This window comes from Paraburkholderia sp. SIMBA_030 (assembly GCF_046535245.1).
Lineage (GTDB): Bacteria > Pseudomonadota > Gammaproteobacteria > Burkholderiales > Burkholderiaceae > Paraburkholderia.
Map to the genome: position 1 here is coordinate 1 of NZ_JAWRXB010001009.1, position 257 is coordinate 257.

Consider the following 257-nt stretch of genomic DNA (forward strand, 5'->3'; position numbering starts at 1 on the left):
GTAGTGGAAGCAGTGGAAGTTCTGGCACACCTAACACGAATCCTCCAACCGATCCATGTGCAAAAATGAAAAGCCAAAATACACCTGAATTTCAATCTAAAGTTGGTGTATTGGAAACTAATCTAGATGAGAAAAAAGAAACGGGTTGGGTTGAAAAAAAAGATGGAACTTTTGAATATAAAGACACTGCATCTACAAATAATGACTCAAATTCTCTATCATTAGGTGACCCAACAAAAGATATGAAAGGTTATATG

1 protein-coding gene is annotated in these 257 nt (G+C 35.8%); it reads left to right on the forward strand.

Going from position 1 to position 257, the window contains the following annotated elements:
• Positions 1-65: 65 nt before the first annotated feature.
• A partial coding sequence (locus SB772_RS43065) for a hypothetical protein (RefSeq protein ID WP_410838905.1) occupies positions 66-257 on the forward strand: 192 nt, incomplete at its 3' end.